Annotated in this window: 17 protein-coding genes and 1 pseudogene; 16 read left to right on the top strand and 2 right to left on the bottom strand. The window is 66.3% G+C overall.

Features of this window, described 5'->3' with window-relative positions:
- Window positions 1–62 precede the first annotated feature (62 nt).
- Both ACGFNP_RS48140 and ACGFNP_RS48135 read left to right on the top strand, forming a co-directional pair.
- A complete protein-coding gene (locus ACGFNP_RS48140) occupies window positions 63–530 on the top strand; it encodes a GNAT family N-acetyltransferase (RefSeq protein ID WP_393329804.1) in 468 nt (155 codons plus the stop codon).
- Window positions 531–1,108: 578 nt separating this feature from the next.
- Window positions 1,109–1,246 (top strand): hypothetical protein, encoded by a 138-nt coding sequence (locus tag ACGFNP_RS48135; RefSeq protein ID WP_358327449.1) that lies wholly within the window; start codon window positions 1,109–1,111, stop codon window positions 1,244–1,246.
- Between the two features lie 358 nt (window positions 1,247–1,604).
- On the opposite strand, the gene ACGFNP_RS48130 is transcribed toward ACGFNP_RS48135, so the two are convergent.
- Window positions 1,605–2,447, bottom strand: a complete 843-nt coding sequence (locus tag ACGFNP_RS48130; protein ID WP_358327447.1) for an MBL fold metallo-hydrolase — start codon at window positions 2,445–2,447, stop codon at window positions 1,605–1,607.
- 74 nt (window positions 2,448–2,521) lie between these two features.
- Between ACGFNP_RS48130 and ACGFNP_RS48125 the strand changes: the two genes are divergently transcribed.
- The 7 genes from ACGFNP_RS48125 (at window position 2,522) to ACGFNP_RS48095 (ending at window position 8,163) form a co-directional block, all read left to right on the top strand.
- Entirely contained in the window at window positions 2,522–3,019 is a 498-nt protein-coding gene (locus ACGFNP_RS48125) for a winged helix-turn-helix transcriptional regulator (protein ID WP_393329802.1), read from the top strand.
- A gap of 142 nt (window positions 3,020–3,161) precedes the next feature.
- Window positions 3,162–4,082: a DUF3533 domain-containing protein gene (locus ACGFNP_RS48120; protein WP_358327443.1), complete on the top strand. Its 921-nt coding sequence runs from the start codon at window positions 3,162–3,164 to the stop codon at window positions 4,080–4,082.
- A gap of 262 nt (window positions 4,083–4,344) precedes the next feature.
- Entirely contained in the window at window positions 4,345–4,914 is a 570-nt protein-coding gene (locus ACGFNP_RS48115; protein ID WP_358327441.1) for a TetR/AcrR family transcriptional regulator, read from the top strand.
- Window positions 4,915–5,100: 186 nt separating this feature from the next.
- Window positions 5,101–5,916 carry an oxidoreductase gene (locus tag ACGFNP_RS48110; protein ID WP_393329800.1) on the top strand — a complete coding sequence of 272 codons (816 nt, stop codon included), beginning with the start codon at window positions 5,101–5,103 and terminating at the stop codon, window positions 5,914–5,916.
- Window positions 5,917–5,944: 28 nt separating this feature from the next.
- The gene (locus ACGFNP_RS48105; RefSeq protein WP_393329798.1) at window positions 5,945–6,823 is read left to right on the top strand and encodes an alpha/beta fold hydrolase; all 879 of its coding nucleotides are present in this window, start codon (window positions 5,945–5,947) and stop codon (window positions 6,821–6,823) included.
- Between the two features lie 198 nt (window positions 6,824–7,021).
- Complete coding sequence (locus ACGFNP_RS48100; protein WP_358327435.1) at window positions 7,022–7,561, top strand: Mu transposase C-terminal domain-containing protein; 540 nt, start codon at window positions 7,022–7,024, stop codon at window positions 7,559–7,561.
- 386 nt (window positions 7,562–7,947) lie between these two features.
- Window positions 7,948–8,163: a winged helix-turn-helix transcriptional regulator gene (locus tag ACGFNP_RS48095; protein WP_358327433.1), complete on the top strand. Its 216-nt coding sequence runs from the start codon at window positions 7,948–7,950 to the stop codon at window positions 8,161–8,163.
- A gap of 106 nt (window positions 8,164–8,269) precedes the next feature.
- On the opposite strand, the gene ACGFNP_RS48090 is transcribed toward ACGFNP_RS48095, so the two are convergent.
- Window positions 8,270–9,367, bottom strand: a complete 1,098-nt coding sequence (locus tag ACGFNP_RS48090; protein WP_358327431.1) for an NmrA family NAD(P)-binding protein — start codon at window positions 9,365–9,367, stop codon at window positions 8,270–8,272.
- Between the two features lie 480 nt (window positions 9,368–9,847).
- Here ACGFNP_RS48090 and ACGFNP_RS48085 point away from each other — a divergent pair, with 480 nt between their 5' ends.
- The 7 genes and pseudogenes from ACGFNP_RS48085 to ACGFNP_RS48055 all read left to right on the top strand — a co-directional run.
- Window positions 9,848–10,549, top strand: a complete 702-nt coding sequence (locus ACGFNP_RS48085; protein ID WP_358327429.1) for an SDR family oxidoreductase — start codon at window positions 9,848–9,850, stop codon at window positions 10,547–10,549.
- A gap of 37 nt (window positions 10,550–10,586) precedes the next feature.
- Window positions 10,587–11,618, top strand: a complete 1,032-nt coding sequence (locus ACGFNP_RS48080; protein WP_393329796.1) for an alpha/beta fold hydrolase — start codon at window positions 10,587–10,589, stop codon at window positions 11,616–11,618.
- A gap of 262 nt (window positions 11,619–11,880) precedes the next feature.
- Window positions 11,881–12,855, top strand: coding sequence for an NmrA family NAD(P)-binding protein (locus tag ACGFNP_RS48075; protein WP_393329794.1), 975 nt, complete (start codon window positions 11,881–11,883; stop codon window positions 12,853–12,855).
- A gap of 479 nt (window positions 12,856–13,334) precedes the next feature.
- Window positions 13,335–14,606: an aldehyde dehydrogenase family protein gene (locus ACGFNP_RS48070; RefSeq protein WP_393329792.1), complete on the top strand. Its 1,272-nt coding sequence runs from the start codon at window positions 13,335–13,337 to the stop codon at window positions 14,604–14,606.
- 60 nt (window positions 14,607–14,666) lie between these two features.
- Complete coding sequence (locus ACGFNP_RS48065) at window positions 14,667–15,239, top strand: AMP-binding protein (protein WP_393329791.1); 573 nt, start codon at window positions 14,667–14,669, stop codon at window positions 15,237–15,239.
- Between the two features lie 384 nt (window positions 15,240–15,623).
- Window positions 15,624–16,208, top strand: a complete 585-nt coding sequence (locus tag ACGFNP_RS48060; RefSeq protein ID WP_393329789.1) for a DUF4158 domain-containing protein — start codon at window positions 15,624–15,626, stop codon at window positions 16,206–16,208.
- 923 nt (window positions 16,209–17,131) lie between these two features.
- Window positions 17,132–17,947, top strand: a pseudogene (locus ACGFNP_RS48055) (Tn3 family transposase); the annotation flags it as partial.
- Between the last annotated feature and the right edge of the window lie 5 nt (window positions 17,948–17,952).

Below are 17,952 nucleotides of genomic sequence, written 5' to 3'. Positions count from 1 at the left end.
TCCGCGAGTCGTCCGGCCCAGCGGGACGCCGCGCCTGAGTCGCCCTGTTCTAGGGTGCCTGCATGAAGATCCGCGTCGCCGCAGCGGAGGATGCCAGAATCCTGGCCCTGCTGAACCCTCACGTTCATGTGATCCACGCCGCTCACCGCCCGGACGTCTACCGCGTCGACCCACCTGAAGAGGAGCTGACCGACTACTTCGCGACGCTCCTGGTCAAAGACGTCACGCGTGCGTTCATCGCCGAGATTGATCGTCCAGTCGGGTATGCCGTGGCTGCCATCGTGCGTCGCGAGGAAAACCCGTTCCTCCAAGCCGAATCCTTCATCGTTCTCCATCAGCTGGCGGTGGATCCGAAAGCCGCCAGAGGCGGGGTTGCGAGTCAGCTGATCGAGGCCGTGCGGAATGCAGGCAGGCTGGAGGGCTGCCGGAGGCTGCTGACCGACGTGCTGGACTTCAACGAGGGCGCCAAGGCCTTCTATGCGGCGGCCGGATTCGCTGAGTTGAAACACGTGCTGGAGCAGCCGCTTTGATGCTCGCGTGGAGTTGTGGGGGCCAGGAACGCCTCGGCTGCTGCGTATTCTCCCAGAACGCCATACTGCGGATAATGAACCCTATCTGCGATAGAGGCGCAAGATCGCCGATCGCTGCTGCCTACCTCAAATCCGGTGCGATCCTTCCGAAGGTCGACCGAGACACTCGATGTCGACGGTAACAGGTGGAAACCCCTGCTGATGAGCTTTCCGCCCCGAGAGAAGGTCACAGACGAATTGGCTACGGGGATTTTAGTGCCGGGGCTCGGGCCGCCAGCCAGGTAGGCTGCTCCGGATAATCTGCTGGCAGGCTCAGATGCTACAGGTGAATTTTGAGCTGTACAGCCTGTGACGGCGAGAATCAAAAGCGCCGCTAAAAGGCATGCAGGCTGTTCTTCATGTTGATCTCCTTTGCGGTCTCAGCCGCCGCGAACCCCTTGCTGACTGGATTGACGACCAACTTCAGCACGTAGACTTTGGATGGTGCCGTACAGGTTGGCGTGTGACCAGAAGAGCGGCCTGAGCACGCGCCGGTCGACGTCGGTGGGCGGGGTCACGTTCGGGTTCGAGCGGGCACCGTGGCGTACGATCTGACGGTGCCATTGACGCCGTCAGCCCATGCCATCAGCCAGTACGCGACCACGACCGATAATCTCTCCGCGCGTATCGCGTTGCACGTCGGGAAGCGCACCGTGCTGATCACCGCGGCTCGCTGAACGCGCTGCCGTTGAGCAGCCCCATCGGCACGTCTGTCGATCTCCGGAGTTTCCTGCACGGCCAAGAGCGCTTGATTAGCTGATGCGCTCGAGGTCCGGGCGGCGGGCCGAATTGAGGGCATTGATCAGCTGGCCTTGACGGTAGACGATCGCGCTTTCGGGAAAGTGGTCCCGTTGCCGGCGAGTGCGGTCCAGCTGTCGGCGTCCGAAGTGCCCACTGCACGGATGTCCGACATTCTGTGCGCGCCCGGTGATTCGGTTCTAGCTAGTACTCCAGCAGCACTTTGGAATTTTCCCTGTTCAGGGCTATCTGGCCGTGGCCGCCGTGTTCGAGAGGAAGCGCCGGCTCCTACGACCTCTACGCACTGCCGGGCGCCCCGTCGCGCTCGCTTCGTCGGGCGAGGCGCTGGGCCTGCCCGTTGTGCACATCGCTCACCCACTCCCAGCCGGGCTTGGCCGATGGGCCGACCCGCGGGTCACTGGGAACCTGGCCCTCACGCAAGGCGAGCCCGTACGCCCGATCCAGCTCGATCCGTGCGTGTACCTGATCAGCTCCGCCGATGAACCCGTGGCCGGGGACGAGGACATCGACGTCACCCGCCACGCCCTCCAGCAGCCGCAGCGCGGCGAGGTAGTCCTCGATCGGGTCAGCGGTGCCGTTCAGGTCGAGCATCGGAATCAAGACATCGGAGAGCATGTCGCCGGCGACGAGAACCCCGCGTTCTTCGATCAACAGCGCCGCATGACCCGGTGCATGCGCTTGATGCTCGATGATCCGGACTTGAGGGCCATCCCAAGGGATCTGCGCGGTTTCGGCGGGCAGGCCGGTGATGAGGCCGAGCAGGTCCAGCGGTACCTGCCCGGCGATTTCCGTCTCGAGCAGGTGGTCGGCGATGCGGGCCTTCGCATCCGCGTCCGACAGCTGATCTCGGACGGTGGCCGCGCAGCGGGCCGTGCCGTAACGAGGGGCGGTGCCGAGCTGGGCGTGCCAGAGCAGGTGATCCCAATGAGGATGCGTCGAGAAGCCTGCCACAACGGTCTGGCCCAAATTGGACAGGTCGTTCGCGAGGCAGGCCATTTCGTGGCCCTGGACCCCGGGGTCGATGAGCAACACGCCAGCCCGGCCTTGCACGACAACGGCGTTGCTCTGGCAGAACTCGCTCTCGTGGATCAGCACACCCTCCGCGACCTGTCTCAGCACGGTGGCCCCTTCCGCTTGTGGTTTGCAACCGCTCGTCGAGACGGTAGTCCTGGCGGTGGTAGATTGCAAGCACTATGGACGAAGTGAATGAGCCGCGGTCGGAGTGCCCGATCAATGCAGCCATCGAGGCGTTCGGCGATCGCTGGAGCTTGATCGTCCTCCGCGACATCGTCTTCGGAGACCGCCGCTATTTCCGAGAGCTGCAGGCCAAGTCAATCGAGGGGATCGCCTCAAATATTCTCGCCGACCGACTCAAGCGACTCGTCAAGTCGGGACTGCTCACCCGCGAGGACACGCGACCCGGCCAGCGGGCACGCTACAGCCTGACCGAATCCGCGATCCAACTCGTACCCGTGTTCGCGCAGCTGGGCAGCTGGGGACTTCGCCACCGACCCACGAGCAGCGCGCTGAACGCTCGCGCCGTGCTGCTTGAACAAGGCGGCCCCGCGCTCTGGCAAGAGTTCATGGACGAGCTTCGCCGCGAGCACCTCGGCTCCGAACTCCCAGCGCGATCACCGAGTGTTCGCGAGCGCCTGAACACGGCCTACCTCGCTGCCACCAACTCCCCGTAGCTGCCAGGCCGACGGCCACGTCCCAAGGCGCCAACGGACGTCGCCCGAGATGATGTCTCACATAGGAACGGCAGTCGTGTGCACGGCTGTCGCGGAACCTTGGTGGTGAGAGTGGCCGCTCGGCCCGTGCGCCTGGAAGCTGATGGAGGAGAAGGAGGCGAAGGAGGAACTCGGCAAGGGGAAGCTGTACGGCGCACTCGTCGTGCCCGGCAACTTCACTTCCTCCGTCACCGCACTGACCAGCGCCGCAGGCGCCGAGCGCCCGATCCGCCCGACGCTGAGGGTGCTGACCAACCAGTCCGCCGGCAGCCTCGGTTCCAGCCTGGCTCGGGCGGCTTCGACGGCGGCGGCCGAGAGCGCCTCGCTCCAGGTGGGCAGGGAACTGACCGCGCAGAATGGGGCCGAGCAGGCCAAGCTGCCCGCCGCGGCACGCATCCTGCTGGCCGATCCGGCTGCCGTCACGGTGGAGGATGGCCATCCGCTCGACTCGCACAGCGGCCTGGGCTTGACCGCGTTCTACTACGCGCTTGTCCTCGTGGTCTGCGCCATGCTCGCCGCCAATGTCATCAGCGGCCAGGTGGACCACGCCCTCGGCTACACCCACAACGACATGGGCCCGCTGCGCCTGCACCGCCCGCTGATCCGGGCGACCCGGGTGCAGACCCTGGCCATCAGCAGCACGCTCATGATCGGACTGTCTCTGCTGATGGGCACCCTGGTCATGGTGGGCGCGGTCGGCATCATGGGCATGGATGCCTCCCACCTGCCGCTGCTGTGGCTGTACTCGGTGTGCGCCATCGCGGTCTGCGGGATCGGTGCGCTCGCCCTCCTTGCCGTGTTCGGCACGCCCGGCCTGCTGGTGGTCACGTTGGTCTATATCGCGATGGCGGTGCCGACGGCCGGTGCCACCACCCCCATCGAGGCGCTGCCCAGCTTCTACCGCTTCCTCGCGGAGTTCGAGCCGCTGCGGCAGATCACCAGCGGTGTCCGCTCGATCCTCTACTACGACGCCCAGGTACGACCGCAAGGGGCTGCACCGCATCCCCGCCGAGACGAAGGCTGAGAAGAGCACCGTCCCGGCATAGCGGAACGCAACTCACCCCGAACGGGGCCATGGCGCCGAGCGGTACCGATGCGTGTCGCCTTGCGGGAACGAAGGTGTGCACACCATCAGGGATCGGCCGCGGGTCTCTCCCCAAGGGCGTCGCCGAGCCTCTGCGCGGACCTCGGGTGTCCGCTCGGCTCTGCGCGGCGCCGGATATCGCGATGACACACGCTGAAACCGATCGGTTTTCATTTCGCCGGAATGGAGTTAACCTCGCAGTATGACCACCGAAGTGAGGCTAAGTCCCCGCGAGCGGCTGCTGGAGGCGGCGGCCACGCTCACCTACCGAAACGGTGTCGGCATCGGCATCGAGGCGCTGTGCAAGGCGGCGGGGGTGTCGAAGCGCTCCATGTACCAGCTGTTCGAGAGTAAGGACGAACTGCTGGCAGCGAGCCTGGAGGAGCGCTCATCTGCCTTCGTGGCGAAGCTCCTGCCTGCGGCGAACGATGGCCGTTCTCCCCGCGAGCGGATCCTGCACGTCTTCGAGCAGGTGGAGTTGCAGGCGGGTGCGCCCGAGTTCCGAGGCTGCCAGTACCTCGCTGTGCAGATCGAGCTCAAGGATCAGAGCCATCCTGCGAGCCAGGTGGCGCACCGGGTCAAGGGGAACCTGATGGCCTTTTTCCGCGCCGAGGCCGAGCAAGGTGGGGCGAGCGACCCGGACCTGCTGGCCCGGCAGCTCAGCGTGGTCTTCGACGGCGCCAGCGCCCGTGCGGGGATCGGAGCCGACAACCTGACAGGGCTCATCGCACCCACCGTGGCCACCCTGCTCGATGCGGCAGGCATGCGCTGACGCATCGCTTTTCCGAGCAAATCGCCCAGGCCAGAGGCACGACTATCCCTTTCTCCCGTACTTGGTCTGCCCCCCAGCGGAGGGTGACGCGGCTGGATCCGTTCCTGCTTGAGCTTGCACGCGGAAACCGATCGGTTTACAGTTAGGGAAACCGATCGGTTTTCTCATTGAGCTAGGGAGTCCAGGATGGCGACAAATCGGCCGGTGGCACTCGTGACGGGTGCGTCATCCGGCATCGGAAAGGCGGCCGCGCTCGCGCTGATAGAAGCGGGCTTCGACGTGGTCGGCACCAGCCGCGACACCTCACGCGTCACCCCGCTCGACGGTGTGACCTTCGTCGACCTCGACGTAGCGGGTGACGAGTCGGTCATCGCGGCGGTCCGGCAGGTGATCGAGCGGTTCGGGCGGATTGACCTGCTGGTCAACAACGCCGGCATGGGCGCAATCGGTGCCGTTGAGGAAAGCACCGTCGCGCAGGCCCAGGACCTCTTCAACGTCAACGTCTTCGGGGTGATGCGGATGACAAAGGCCGTCCTGCCCCACATGCGCGCTCAAGGACGCGGACGCATCATCAACCTCTCCTCCGTGGTCGGTTTCCTCCCCTCGCCATACATGGCCGCCTACGCCGCCTCCAAGCATGCGATCGAGGGGTACTCGGAGTCCCTGGACCACGAGGTCCGCGAGCACGGCGTCCGGGCGCTTCTGGTCGAACCCGCCTACACCAGCACCGGATTCGAGGCCAACAGCCCGCGGCCCGACGCGCCCCTGCAGGTCTACGCGGACCAGCGGCGCGCCTTCGACCGCATGATGCAGACAGCGATCAAGGACGGCGACGACCCCGCCATCGTCGCCAAGGTGATCGTCGAGGCAGCGACCGACCGGAAGCCGAAGCTGCGCTACACCGCCGGTTCCCTGGCCGGACGCGCCAGCGCCCTGCGCCGCATCGCTCCAGTCCGGGTCTTCGACAAGCAGATCCGCAGGCTCAACCAGCTGGCCAGCTGACGCCTGCCCACCATAAGGAGTCGGCGATATGCCCAGTCACCAGGCGCGTCCCACGATTCACATCCCGGGGACCACCAGCCACACCATCGCCCCGCGCGGAGGGCGCCACAACCGTGAGGGAACGTTGCGTTACCTCAAAGCGGGCACGGGTGCTCCCCTGGTCCTGCTGCACACCGTGCGAACGCAGGCCGAGCACTTCCGCGTCCTCATCCCCTTGATCTCCGACCAGTACACCGTGTACGCCCTCGATCTCCCGGGGATGGGCTACTCCGAGATCGTGCCCAGTGCGTCGTATGCAGAGCCGGCGATGCGTGCGGGCGTCGAACGGCTCCTCACCGGACTCGACCTCTCTGACGTGACGCTGGTCGGGGAGTCCATGGGGGCGGTGCTCGCCCTGACCACCGCGGCCGATCTGCCGGAGCGCGTACGGCGCGTCGTTGCGGTGAATGCGTACGACTTTCGCGACGGAATCGCCCGGTCCAGTCTCCTCGCTCGTCTGGTGGTCGGCGGTGTTCTCACTCCGGGGGTGGGCCTGGTGGTCGCCGGGGTGGAGCCCAAGCCCATCCTCCGCAAGATCCTGCAGGGCGGCCTGGTGGACAAGACCGCTTTGCGGGCGGACTACGTGGACGAGCTCCTGCAGGTGGGCAGCCGGCCCGGCTACCCGACCGTCGCCCGGGCCGTGTACCAGAGCCTGCCCAGCCTCATCGCGGCCCGCGCGCGCTACACCGCGGTCAAGGCCCCCGTCCACCTCCTCTACGGGGAGAAGGACTGGTCCCGGTGGTCGGACCGGGAGGCCAACAAGGAGCTGCTGCCTGCCGCCGATTTCACGCAGGTGCCGGGAGCGGGTCACTTCATCGCACTGGAACGGCCCGACATGCTGGCCGACCTGTTGAACGCTGTGGCGTGACCGCCCCGAGGCCGCCGTGGTCACCCCCGTTCGGGAAATTTCTGAAGCGCATCATGTACGGACGAGCGAACTTCGACCTCTTACGTGCCATGGCTCTCCACAACTGATCACCGAACGTGATCACTCCCCATAGATCGCGCCAGAGCCCAATTACGTGATCGCCGACACCGGTGGGAGGCCGGCGGGTTCATCCCGCGCATGCCCGACTCGCTCGAACAACTCGACCTGCTGCTGCTCACCGTCGCCAAACCCCGCCTCATCCACACCGACGGGATCCACTTCCTGTCCCTGCGCTACCTCGACCCCGTCCTGGCCTTCTACACCCGGGAACAGGCCACCATCCGCTACAACCCCCGCGACATCACCGAGATCCGCGTCTACCTCCGCCTCCCCGACGGCGCCGAGGAATTCCTGTGCCGGGCGATCTGCCCCGAACTCTCGGCCACCACCATCAGCCTCAAAGAGATCACCGCCGCCCGCAACGCCCGCCGCAAACAGCTACACGGCCACCTGACCAGCCGCGACGCCATCGTCGACCGGCTGCTGGCCGCCCACGGAGAACCCCTGCTAGCCTCCCTGGCCAGCACCGATCTGGCCAACTGGGCAACCCTCACCCAGCCCGACGGCGACCGAGCCTCCACCACCCACGACAGACCCAGCCCGCCCGCCGCACCGCTCACCGGCACCACTACTACCCGCGGTGACGCTCCGCGACTCAAACCCGCGTTCCGCAGCTAACGGCCGACATGAGGCACATCGGAACGCTAAACTGCGGGTCAGAAGGTTCCGGCCTAGCGGAAATCGCGAAAAGCCCTAGTGACACGACTTCCTCGAATACCGCACCATAGCCTGCGGTGATGCTGCTACGTTCTGGTGACATGCCTGATCAGGCACGGGCCATGAGAACGAGACGCAAGAGACGGACGACAGCTCTCACGGGCGCACGGTCGTTCAGCCGCTGATCATCTATGCGGGCCGGCATTGACAGCCGTCGCGCGGCGCGTAGTCGAAGATCGGGAACGTCGCCCCGGTCAGGCCGCTTGACCAGGCATGATGCCTAGCCCTAGTGACACGCCGTATCAGCGTGATCGGTTGCATTTCCCCAGTTCAAGCCGTGGATTCATGTGCTTTTCCTCACGGACATCTGCGGAACCCGGGTCAAACGGCGATTCGTACGCACTGGGCTGGCCACCCGCACCGCCTGCCCAGTGATCGCACCCCGCGTGGAGTACCAACTCACCCCGGCAGGCGCACGACTTGAGGTCGTCTTGGACACCATGGCCGCCTGGGCCGAACAAGACCTTCCCCCCACCGGCTCGTTCCGCGTCACAGACCGGTAACCAGGACCCGGTTCTCATGCTCTCCATCCTCAAGGACGGGGCCGTCCCGCACATCCAGCACCTACCCGCCGCACAAGCCTCCCGGCGATGATCGTGAACATTCAACTCACAACTTGCCTGTCCTGAAATCCGCACTGCTCTTGAGGACCGCAGAGTCTATGCTCCAGTTCTCTGGCTGGACCCTCTCCCAGAGACTTCCCTTACCGATTTCCCTTCCCAACTGGTCTTCTCGCCTGAACCACTGCTCAGCACTTCTGATCCTGTTGGGGTGAATTTCGTCGAGCAGAGCGTAATCCCTGGTGATGATTCCATGTTTCCATACATTCCAGAATCCCGTGAAATTGTCGCGGAAGCTCATGGTGCTTTTGTCATTGGGATCGGCATTGTATCCTGCAGGGTGATCGGCAACCCCCTTCAGGTCCGGGCCGTTCCAATATGTGTCCAGATCAGTGTCGATGTACTGTGCCGGATGCTTGGTGACCCTCTCGAACGCCGCAGCCATATCGGCATAGGTCATGTGCTCGATAGCGACTTCGAGGTCCATGCCGTTGGCCCGCTCCGGATGGTCGAAGAGCCAGCGGACATAGAATCCGCAATCTTCGAGAGCCACGTGAGGAACAGCCCCCTCGCCGAGTGGGACTCGCCACGTGACGACACCGTCCTCGATGGTGGGTGTCATGGGCGTCAGCGGCGAGATCACCATCTCGATGTAGGGACCTGACGTGAAGACCGCTGCTCCCATCCTGTCCCTGTTCCTTTCGTTTTGGAACAATACCCATTCGGCCATGCGGCCTTTGCCGTCATAGTGGCCGGTGCGGAACCTGGAGTCGTAGCCCGATTTCTTGAGGGCGTAGTCGAGGTTTCCGTAGACGAAGAACTTGATTCCTTCTTCGATCGCTATCTCATAACTGCGGATGGCCCAGTAGGTCTCCGTTTTCTCACCGGTGTTGAACCCGTCGATGTTGATGAATGCCCCGTCACAGCCGCGAAATCCTTCGCGCAGCACGCCCTCGTCGGCGAATGACCCTTCGAGGGTGGAGACGTTGCCGAGCGCGAGGAGGGCCTGGGCTCGGGGGGAAGTGGAATCCCGGGTGAGGACCTGGACGGAGTACTTCTTGTCGGCGACAAGAGCGCGGACGATGGGTATCCCTTGAGCCCCTGTGCCGCCGATGACGAAGATGGTGGAGGTGGCTTGAGAAGACATGGGTTTTTGACTCCAGAGGTTGAGTACGCACGCGATCAGCACGCGATGGGCGCGGCGCGTTCGGGATTGATCTCTGCATCAGTTTGGCGATCAACGACTTTGGAAACCGATCGGTTTCTCAAAGAGTACACCGATCGGTTTCGAAGCGGCAAGCGCCCGGGCATCCGGATCTTCACGGGTGAACGGTGCGGAGGCGCCTGCGGACTCGGCGCGTGGTCACGCAGCGGCGCTGGCGGTCGGCGTTGCGGGATCCGAAGGCGGACGCGACCGACTTGATAGCGGTCGGCGCGGGTACGAATGACCGGCGGTCGCGGCGGTGTGCTCACTTGTCCACTTGGTGAGCGCTTCCTCGCTCGGCTGACCTCCTTGGCCCAGTTTGGAACTCGCATGGCGATGTTTTGGCTCAGCTGCGTTTGCATGAGGAAACCGATCGGTTTATGGTGGTGGAAACCGATCGGTTTCTCATGTGTGGAGGCAGTCATGACAGCAATCAAGGGCGCCACCGTCTTCGTCACCGGAGGCGGCCGGGGCATCGGCAAGGAGCTGGTCGAGGAGCTCTACGCGCGCGGTGCCGGCAAGGTCTACGCCACGGCACGTGACCCGCGCACGGTGACCCACCCCCGTGCCGTTGCGCTGGCGCTGGAGGTCACCGACCCGGCGTCTGTCGCGGCGGCCGCCGAGCAGGCCCAGGACGTCACCATCCTGATCAACAACGCCGGCGCCTCGGTCCGCGCCTCGTATCTCGACTCCCCGGTACAGGACGTGCGCCGGGACCTGGAGACCAACTTCTACGGGCCGCTGCTGGTGGCCCGGGCCTTCGTGCCGATCATCGAGCGCAACGGCGGGGGTCACATCCTCAACGTCCACTCCGCCCTGTCCTGGCTGGCCGACGGCACGCCCTACAGCGCCTCCAAGGCCGCCCTGTGGTCGCAGACCAACTCTCTGCGCCTGGAGTTGCAGCCGCGCAGCATCGCGGTGACCGGTCTGCACGTGGCCTACGTGGACACCGCTATGGCGGCGGGCGTCGACGCGCCCAAGGCCGACCCCCGCGACGTCGCTGTGGCCGCGCTCGATGGCATCGAGGCGGGAGCGCATGAGGTGCTGGCCGACGACATCACCCGCTGGGTCAAGTCGCAGCTGTCCGCCGACTTGGAAGCCATGTACGCGCAGCTGAAGAAGTAGCACACGCTCACCGATTCAAAAATTTAAGGAAGTGCTTGTGGAAGGTTCGCTCACCCACCGCTTCGTCGACGTGAACGGAGTCAGGCTGCACATCGCCGAGCAGGGGCAGGGGCCGCTGGTCCTGCTGCTGCACGGCTGGCCGGAGAGCTGGTACTCCTGGCGTCACCAGTTCGGGGCGCTGGCGGCGTCCGGATACCGGGTCGTCGCCCCCGACCAGCGCGGCTATGCCCGCAGTGAGCAGCCGCCGGACATCTCCTCCTACACCCTGCTCCACCTCGTCGGCGACGTGCTCGCCCTGATCGAGGAACTCGGCGAGGAGCAGGCGGTCGTCGTGGGCCACGACTGGGGCGCACCCGTCGCCTGGACCGCGGCGATGCTGCGCCCCGACAAGGTCCGCGCGGTGGCCGGGCTCAGTATTCCGCCGATCCTGCCCGGCGGGATGGTCCCGCCCTCGATCACCCGCACCCAGTACGGCGAGGGCTTCTACCAGATCTACTTCCAGCAGCCGGGAGTCGCTGACGCGGAGTTCGCCAAGGACATCCCGAACTCCTTCCGCCGTCTCCTGGTCGGCGCCTCAGGCGACAACCCGCTCGGCAGGGAGCCCCGTCCGCTGGTCATACCCGAGGGTCTGGGCCTGCTGGACACCATGCCGGAGTCGCCCGCTCTCCCGGCCTGGCTGACGGAAGAGGACATCCAGGCGTACGCCGAGGACTTCGCCCTTCACGGGGAGCAGGCGTTCACCGGAGCCTTCAACTGGTACCGGAACATCGAACGCAACAACGAACTGCTCGCGCCTTTCCGGGGGTGCGAGATCGACGTCCCTGCGCTGTACGTGGTGGGAGACCGTGACATGGTTACCTCGTTGCGCGGCCCGGACGGGGGCAGTTCGCTGAGCGAGATTTTCCGCGGCCAGGGCGGGCCGGGCAACCCGCTGAGCGCCGTCGCCCAACTGCACGGCCCGGTGGTGCTGCCGGGATGTGGCCACTGGACGCAGCAGGAGCGTCCCGCGGAGGTCAACGCCGCGCTCCTGGACTTCCTCGCCCGTATCGACAGCTCATCACCCCGATGACACTGCGCAGAATCCGCCTGGCCGGCGCCGTCCGACTGGCATAAGCCCACGGCCCGCGTGGAAGCGGCCACCGAGCTCAACGGCTTCGCCTTCAGCGACCGCCTCCGGTGGGAATGGTCACCTCCACGAGTTCGACCAAGACCCTGGCCTGCCACCGCGCCGAGCGATGGCATAGACGCTCCAGGCACCCGAAGCAGCCCAGACGGTCGCCGACCACATCTGCGTACATCTGACTCACCTCACCCAGAGAGAGGACACGTTCATGCAAGAGCGCAACCCCATCCTGATCACCGGAGCCGCCGGCGAAATCGGCGGTGTGAGCCGAATGATGGTCGACATGCTTCTCGAACAAGGGCACCCCGTGCGCGCGTTCGTACGGCAGGACGACGAACGCGCGCACTCGCTCCGCCAGGCCGGGGCGGAGGTCTTCGTCGGTGACCTGCTCACCATCGCCGACGTGGCCGCCGCGCTGAAGGGCGTCCGGCGCATCTACTTCAGCATGAGCCTGTCGCCGTACTACACCGATGCCGTCAGCCTGATGGCCGCGGCGGCGCGAGCCCAAGGCGACATCGAGGTGTTCGTCAACATCTCCGAGTACGAGCAGTCGTTCATGACCTTCGACAAGATGACCGCGCCGGAGGAAGAGCGGCGTGCGCGGCTCGGCGGACTCGTCGCCAACTGGTCGCCGCAGCAACGGGCCCACTGGGTCGCCGAGCAGGTGCTGGAGTGGTCCGGCGTCCCGACCGTCAACGTGCAGGCGGCCTTCTTCGTCGAGAACCCCATCATGACCTGGCTGGCCCTTGGTTCACTGGCCGACGGTGAACTGCGCCTGCCCTTCGGCGACCACCGGCTCGCACCCATCGCGGGTTACGACGTCGCGGAACTGTGCGCGAAGATCCTGGCCGACCCGGCGCCGCACATCTCCAAGTCCTACGCGCTCACCGGCCCGGAGCTGAAGGACATGCACGGGATCGCTGAGGACTTCGCGGCCGTGCTGGGACGCCCGGTCACCTACATTCCCGAAGATGTCGAAACCTGGAACAAGACCTACGTGGACACCAATATGTCCGCGTACCCGCACATCGCGGAGCACCTGAAGACCCTGACCCGGATCATCGGCCGCGGAGGATACGGCGGCATCACCGACGAGCTGGAAACCCTGCTTGGGCGCCCGCCGAAGACCGTGCGGTGGGCGCTGGAGAACCACCCGCGCATCCGGAAGATGGCGGCTGGCTGAGCCCCTGAGCGCCCAGAACAGATCGAATACCTGCGGATCGGGTTGCTTACCCGGCACGATCTTGGGGTTCGGCGAGGGGCGCAGCCGACCACGGTGTGCGTGCTGCAGTCCCTGCTCCATCTGTCCGATCGGTAGCAACCCCAGTGCGGGCCCTGAACTACGACGAATCGGGGGCCCGAACAGCTTGCGGTTCGTACTCAGCGCAGGGGGCAGGGGAGGGGCAAGCGCGACAGGCATGGGCGCGACCTGCAGGCGATCCACTGCGGCAGATCGTCGCGATCAGCCAGGCAACGCGCGCCGCGACCCGGGCCCCGCCGCCCGCTCCCTCACTCCCCTTCCGAGGACGTCGCCGCACCACGACCACGCCCCATTTCGTCAGTGCCTCGGCTGCTCAGCGAACGAAGACGTTTCGGGGATTGTTGAACAATGCTACGATCCCCTTAAACTTTGCCATGCGCGCGGTCGGTGAAAGGATGCCCTTGACCAGCGACGACAACCGTCAAACCCGCTCTGCCGAAGAGGCGGTGCGTGCCTGCGCGATCCGGGCCACGCAAAGCTGCGCGACCCTCCACAACGCGACGGACGCGGCCATCGACACCGCGCTGCAGGGCATGGCGGAACGGTTGCGGGCGGCGCGGGACACTCTCACGTCCGCCAACGGAGAAGACCTCGCCGCAGCCGTATCCGCCGGGTTGTCGCCCGCCCTTCAAGACCGGCTGCGGTTGACCGGCCCACGGCTGGAGAGCATGGCCGCAGAGCTGCGCATGCTGGCGGACGTGGCGTACCAGCCTCGCGACCAAGTCCTCGAAGAGCGCCCGGACGGTCTCACCTTGCTGGAACGCCGCCGGCCGGTCGGCGTCATCGGCGCGAACTTCGAGGCACGTCCGAACGTCACCCTCGACATCGCCTCCCAGTTCCTCAAGTCACGCAACGCAGGCGTGCTCCGCACCGGTTCGGCCGCGCTCCGCTCGTCCCGGGCCATCGTGGACCAGGTGATCGCACCGGCCCTCGGCGAAGCCGGCCTCGATCCGGACGCCATCCAACTGGTGCCCAGCGAAGACCGCTCGGCGGCGTATGCGCTGGTTTCCCTGCCCGAGCTCATTCCGCTGGTCATCCTGCGCGGCAGCGGCGACAGCACCCGCGACCTCGGCCGCGAGGCCGCCCGGCACGGCGTGCGTACCCTCGCCCACGCCGACGGCGGCGGGGTCCTATACGTGGATTCGGCCGCCGACGACAAGACCGTGCACCAGCTGATCAGCGACAGCCTGGACCGGCTGGGCGTGTGCAACCGGCTCAATCTGCTGCTCATCGACCAATCCGTCTACGACGAACGGCTACCTGGCATTCTGCAGGTCCTGGACCACCTCGGCATCACCGCCTCCCTGCCTCCGCACACTCACCCCCGCGGGTACGAGTGGTCGCTCGACTCGAAGCGGGCGGCCACCGTGACGGTCGACGCCGCCGACGGCCCCCTGCACGCGGCTCGGATCGCCAATGAAGAGACGTCAGGACTGGCCGCCGCCATCGCGACCGAGGATCCGGCCGCCGCCGCGCAGTTCCTTGACGCCTACACCGGCTCCGGCGTCTTCTGGAACTCCACCACCCGGCTCCTCGACGGCTTCAAGCTGCTGCGGCTGCCAGAGACCGGAATCAACATCGACCGGGTGCCCGGCCCGCGCGGCCCGGTGAGCTTCCGCGACCTGTACCTGCGCCAGTACATGATCGTGCCGAGCGGACAGCTTACGTTCTGACCGGACGGTCGTCGCCTGGCGACAGTCCGCCTCACGTCCACATGGAGCCGCGTCGGCGGAGTGGGCTCCGGCGCCGTCTCGAAGGGCTGCCTGTCAGGGAAGGCGGTCGCAGATGTCCTGAAGGCGCCAGCGCAGCGCCGGATCGGTGACCTCCTGGGCGATCAGCCGCAGCTCGGCATGGTCATGGGCAATCTGGCCGCGGCCTCGCACGGCGCCTGCGTCGTGCTGCCCCCCGGATTCGACCCCGAGGCGACCCTGAGGGCAGTGCAGGAGGAGCGCTGCACGTCGTTGTACGGCGTCCCGACCATGTTCATCGCCGAGCTGACGATGGCCGCAGAATACGACCTGTCCTCGCTGCGCACCGGCATCATGGCTGGCGATGACCCCGGCGCGAAGTCCCGGGCAGCGCAGCTGATCGACCGGCTCGGGTTCGACACCGTCGACGCCGGAGCCCTGGCCGACAGCTGGCGTTTTGAGCCCGAGTCCGGCGCCTACACCCAGATCTACCTCGCCAACCCCGACGTACCGGTTGAGCACATCCTTCAGGCCTCCGCCGCGCCGCTGCCGGCCGCCAGGCTGCGCGCCGCGTTGCAGGCGAGCCGGCGGGTAAAGGTCGCCGAGCGCGTCTTCTAAAGTCCGCACCGAGACCCCCATCGCAGAACCGGCGGGGGCCTCGCCTGCCTGGCGCGAGTCGGCGAAGTCGCCGGGTCATGCGGGCAACGAAACCCGTCGCCGAGATAGCGCACGCCGTCGATCTCAGAGCCGCGACCCTCGACGATTTCCTCGCCCGCTTCCCGCAGGACAGGCACGTACACAGGCGCGGACTTCGGACTCGCGTGCGACCCGACTGTCATGAGCTGGACGACGGTGATCATGGCTGGCGTGGGACTGACACAATTCAGCACGTAATCGGTCACGTCCGATCATCTGACCTGGCCGCTGCTGATATCCGAGGGCGCCTCCACCGCGCTGCGCGAGGTGAGGGCGCGCCCTCGGATGCCTGGAGGCACCCTTTTCATGCCGGTCAGTTTCCTCACCACCGAGCAGCGCAGCCGATACGGCGTCTTCAACGCCGTCCCCGACGTCGCCCAGCTGGGCGCCTTCTTCCGCCTGGATGCCGATGACCGGCGCCGGGCGATGGCCGCCAACGGCGCGCGCAACCAGCTCGGCTGGTCCGTGCAACTGGGCACCGCACGGTTCTTGAACTGCTTCCTGGACGATCCCGAGGACGTTCCCGCCGCGGTGGTCGACTACGTCGCCGAACAGCTCGGCCTGCAGGCCGCTGACCTGAAGGGGTACGGCAGCAAGGAGGCCCGCTGGGATCATCAGGAGCAGATCCGCGGCGGCTACGGCTTCACCGCCTTTGAGGGCGAGCAGTGGTTCGCGCTGGCCTGCTGGCTCTACAAACGCGCCTGGACCACGGGCGAGCGCCCGATCGTGCTGTTCGACCTGGCCACCCACCGCCTGGTGGGGGCCAAGATCCTGCTGCCCGGCGTCACCACCCTGGAGCGGATGATCGCCGCTCTGCGCGAGCGCGTCGCCGCCCGCCAGTACGCGCTGCTGGCCGCCGCCCCCAGCCCCCGGACCAGGCCGCCGTGCTGAAGAACCTGGTCAAGATCGAACAGGGCCGGCGCGTCTCCCGGCTGGACCGGCTACGCAAAAGCCCCACCGACGTCAGCAGCACCGGCCTGGTCAAAGCCCTGGACCGGCATGTGGAACTGCGCGACCTGGGCGCGGCCGGCTGGGACCTGAGCGCGGTGCCGCCCGGCAAGATCGCCGCACTGGCCCGCTTCGCGCACGCCGCCCGCGCCCAGGCCGTCGCCGAACTGGCCGGCGACCGCAAACTCGCCACCCTCGTCGCCTTCGCCGCGACCATGACCCCTCAGTCGGCCGACGACGCGGTCGAGGTGTTCGACCTGACGGTCGGCGACCTGCTGCGCACCTCGGCGTTCAAAGCGAACAAGGAGCGGATGCGCGCCCTCAAAGACCTCGACACCGCGGCGATCGTGCTGCGCGAGGTGTGGCTGAAGATCCGCTCCGTCGCCGAAATCCCCGACGGCGACATCCGCGCCGCCCTCGATGAGATGGATCTGGCCGCCATCGGTGCCGCCGCCGACGCCATCGGCGACATCGCCCGCGAACCCGATGAAGATTTCCAAGAAGAGTTGCTGGATCGCTACGCCACCGTCCGACGCTTCCTGCCCAAGCTGCTCAAGCACCTCGACTTCGACGTCGGCGCCGCGTTGGAGGCTCCGGGGCAAGGGGTGCGGCGCGGCCATGAGGTACTGGCGGCGCTGGACTTCCTCAAAGCGATCGAGCGCCGCCGCACCGACATCGACCCCCGCGAGGTTCCCGCGGGCTTGCTGACCTCGGCCTGGCACCGGCGCGTCTTCCCCAAGCGCGGCGAGCACGCAGGCACCTTCAACCGGCACGCCTACACCGTGGCGGCCGTCGAGCGGCTACGCGAATCGCTGCGCCGCCACGAGGTGTTCATGCCAGGCCTACGCAAGTGGGGCGACCCCGCCACCCTCACCGCCGCCAACGCCGCCCTGGTCGAGTTCCACTCCGGCCTGGAACTGGCCCAAGCCTGGGGTGGCGGCGAACTCGCCTCCGCCGACGGGCTCCGGTTCGTGGTCCCGGTCAAAACCATCAACGCCGGACCCAACACCAAATACTTCGGAAAGGGAAAGGCCAAGGGCGTCACCTACTACAATTTCACCTCCGATCAATTCACCGGCTTTCACGGCATCGTCATTCCCGGCACACCCAAAGACTGGTACTACATCCTGGAAGGGCTCCTGGATCAGGAAACGTCGCTGAAGCCCACCGAGATCACCTCCGACACCGCGGGCGCCTCCGAAATCGCGTTCGGCATCTTCCGGTTGCTGGGCTGGCAATTCTCCCCGCGCCTGGCCGATGTCGGCAGCGCCACGCTGTTCCGCGCTGACGCGGCCGCCTACTACGGGTCCATCGACACCCTGGTCCGCAGCCGGGTCAACACCCAGCTCAATCGTCAAGAGTCCCGCCACACCCTGGCCCGCAAAATCTTTCACGGCCAAAAGGGCGAACTCCGGCAGAAATACAAAGTAGGCCAGGAAGATCAACTCGGCGCGCTGGGATTCATGACCAACGTCTGCATTCTATGGAACACCGTCTATACGGCCCGCGCCTTGGAAGAAATGCAGGCCGAGGGCAAGAAAATCTCCGCCGCCGACATTGCCCGACTCTCACCCCTGGGCTTTGAGCATTTCAACATGCTCGGCCGCTACAGTTTCTCCCTGCCCGAGCTGGTCCGCGACGGACAGCTGAGGCCGCTGCGCACGCCCCGGTCCGCCGAGTAACCCCC

Origin of the sequence: Nonomuraea sp. NPDC049269, from assembly GCF_043197155.1 — a bacterium.
Taxonomy (GTDB): domain Bacteria; phylum Actinomycetota; class Actinomycetes; order Streptosporangiales; family Streptosporangiaceae; genus Nonomuraea.
This window is presented reverse-complemented; position numbering and strand designations above follow the sequence as displayed.

Bases quoted from the DNA above. Each gene is read 5' to 3' on its own strand.
- ACGFNP_RS48140 (WP_393329804.1), top strand. From the start codon at position 63: ATGAAGATCCGCGTCGCCGCAGCGGAGGATGCCAGAATCCTGGCCCTG.
- ACGFNP_RS48125 (WP_393329802.1), top strand. From the start codon at position 2,522: ATGGACGAAGTGAATGAGCCGCGGTCGGAGTGCCCGATCAATGCAGCC.
- ACGFNP_RS48120 (WP_358327443.1), top strand. From the start codon at position 3,162: ATGGAGGAGAAGGAGGCGAAGGAGGAACTCGGCAAGGGGAAGCTGTAC.
- ACGFNP_RS48115 (WP_358327441.1), top strand. From the start codon at position 4,345: ATGACCACCGAAGTGAGGCTAAGTCCCCGCGAGCGGCTGCTGGAGGCG.
- ACGFNP_RS48110 (WP_393329800.1), top strand. From the start codon at position 5,101: ATGGCGACAAATCGGCCGGTGGCACTCGTGACGGGTGCGTCATCCGGC.
- ACGFNP_RS48105 (WP_393329798.1), top strand. From the start codon at position 5,945: ATGCCCAGTCACCAGGCGCGTCCCACGATTCACATCCCGGGGACCACC.
- ACGFNP_RS48100 (WP_358327435.1), top strand. From the start codon at position 7,022: ATGCCCGACTCGCTCGAACAACTCGACCTGCTGCTGCTCACCGTCGCC.
- ACGFNP_RS48090 (WP_358327431.1), bottom strand. From the start codon at position 9,367: ATGTCTTCTCAAGCCACCTCCACCATCTTCGTCATCGGCGGCACAGGG.
- ACGFNP_RS48085 (WP_358327429.1), top strand. From the start codon at position 9,848: ATGACAGCAATCAAGGGCGCCACCGTCTTCGTCACCGGAGGCGGCCGG.
- ACGFNP_RS48075 (WP_393329794.1), top strand. From the start codon at position 11,881: ATGCAAGAGCGCAACCCCATCCTGATCACCGGAGCCGCCGGCGAAATC.
- ACGFNP_RS48060 (WP_393329789.1), top strand. From the start codon at position 15,624: ATGCCGGTCAGTTTCCTCACCACCGAGCAGCGCAGCCGATACGGCGTC.